This is a genomic window from Acidaminococcus hominis (assembly GCF_900291475.1).
GTDB classification, from domain to species: Bacteria; Bacillota; Negativicutes; order Acidaminococcales; family Acidaminococcaceae; genus Acidaminococcus; species Acidaminococcus hominis.
The window spans coordinates 1-1,953 of sequence record NZ_OLMM01000019.1 but is presented as its reverse complement, the minus strand read 5'-3'; the positions used below and the strand labels follow the sequence as shown (position 1 = coordinate 1,953).

General features: G+C 52.5%; 2 protein-coding genes. Both read left to right on the top strand.

Translation table 11 applies throughout. The features are described from left to right. Positions 1-2 precede the first annotated feature (2 nt). Complete coding sequence (locus C7E10_RS11900) at positions 3-173, top strand: 2-oxoacid:acceptor oxidoreductase family protein (protein ID WP_338064736.1); 171 nt, start codon at positions 3-5, stop codon at positions 171-173. Between the two features lie 227 nt (positions 174-400). Continuing rightward, a complete protein-coding gene (locus C7E10_RS11895) occupies positions 401-1,714 on the top strand; it encodes an acetyl-CoA hydrolase/transferase family protein (RefSeq protein WP_105327531.1) in 1,314 nt (437 codons plus the stop codon). The last annotated feature ends 239 nt before the right edge of the window (positions 1,715-1,953 follow it).

Here is a 1,953-nt window from a genome sequence, read left to right as displayed (position 1 = left end):
AACTGGAGAGCATCCAAAGTGCCAACTTCATTGCCTTGGGTGCCATGATGAAGAAGACCGGGCTGCTGAAGCCGGAAAGCGTCAAGCAGGGCATCATTGCCCGTTTTGGCGGGAAGCAGAAGGTTATCGATAGCAACCAAAAGGCTTTCGAAAAAGGCATGGAATTGGCATAAGAAAAACGATAAACAGAGATTTTTTGATTCACTTCACTTAACATTCTCCTTTAATAGTTTGCGATAAACACCCCTCTATGTGTGTCGGATATTCTTTCTGCCAAAGAATATCCGACATACTTATTTCTGATAGGGAACGGAGCAATTTGTTTGCCCGTTCTGGAAATTCGGTGGAAAAACCGTTATGATAAGTAAGAAACTGTTACAGTGCCAAAGGAGGCAATACAATGGCAAAACAACCTAAAATTTGTACACCGGCAGAGGCCGCCAAGGCCATCCAAAGCGGGGATTGGGTGGATTTTGGCTTCGGCAGCGGCTTTGCCGAGCTTATGGACCAGGCCCTGGCGGACCGTCGGGACGAGCTGACGGACGTAAAGATCCGGGGCGGACTGGTGTACCAGCCCATTATCCATACCGTGGACTGTGACCCGGAGATGAAGCATTTCCAGTACTACAGCTGGCATTTGGGCGCCTATGAACGGAAGCTGTTTACCCAGGGGCGGCTGCACTTTGTGCCCATGATTTTGCGGCTGTTGCCGGAAATGTACCGGGACTACCTGCAAGTGGATGTGGCCATTGTGCCGGTTTCTAGGCCCGACGCCAATGGATACTGCGGCCTGGGGCTTGCCAGCTACTGCTGGAAGACCATTATCCAAAAGGCCCGGACCGTTATCTTTGAAATCAACGAAAAGCTGCCCACCCTCCAGGGCGTGGACGGTTCCCACCGAGTGTCTATTGAGGACGCCGATTACCTGGTGGAAGGGGAACACGGCCCGTTAATCACCTCCGGCTACCGGCAGCCTTCTGCAGCCGATATCCAGATTGCCCAAAATGTAGTGGCTGAGATTCCTAATGGCGCTACCCTGAGTTTGGGCGTAGGGACCATTCCCTTTACCATTGCCCAGCTGCTGGCCAAAAGCGACCGGGAAAACCTGGGCTGCCATACCGGCACCATCAGCGATGCCTTCCTGGCCCTCTACAAGGCCGGCAAGCTCACCAACGCCAAAAAGGAAGTCCGTACCGGCCTGTCCACCTGGAACCTGGCCAGCGGCAGCCAGGAGCTGTATAATTGGCTCCAGGAAAAACCCGAACTGTTCTACCCGGCAGAAGTGGACTACGTCCATAATCCCCGGGTGATGGAAAATATTTCCAACTACATCAGCATCAACGGCGGCGTGCAGTTGGATCTCATGGGGCAGGAAAATGCCGAATCCGTAGGCACTCGGCAACTTTCCGGCACCGGCGGCCAGCTGGACTTTTTGGAAGGCGCCTTCCTGTCCCGGGGCGGCGCAGGCTACATCTGCATCGAGTCCTCCCGGGTGGATAAACAGGGCGTCCGCCATTCCAACATCCTGCCTACTATCCCCGCAGGCAGCACCATTTCCGCTCCCAGAGCCTTGATCCAGAACGTGGCTACCGAGTATGGCGTGGCCCATTTGACCGGCCTGTCCCTGAAAGAACGCGCCCAGGCCATGATTGCCGTGGCTCATCCCGACTGCCGGGCAGAACTCCAGGCTTATGCGGATAAGACGTTTAGATAAGAGAAAAGAGAATAGAGAAAAAGTTAAGGCCCCCGGCGTGATGCTGGGGGCTTCCTTGCATAATAAATAAGTGCTTTGGCTGTAAAAAAGCAACCAAAGCACTTATTTATTATGTTTATAATGGAACTATGAATTAAGACAACTTCGAAACTATTTCTTAATGTGAATCTCGTGGTATACTGGAGGCGATCAATGAAAAAGGAGATAATCATCATGTCACGCACGCGCCGTCATTTCAC

What these genes read in the sequence shown, in the direction of transcription:
- C7E10_RS11895 (WP_105327531.1), top strand. Translation starts at nt 401, where the DNA reads ATGGCAAAACAACCTAAAATTTGTACACCGGCAGAGGCCGCCAAGGCC.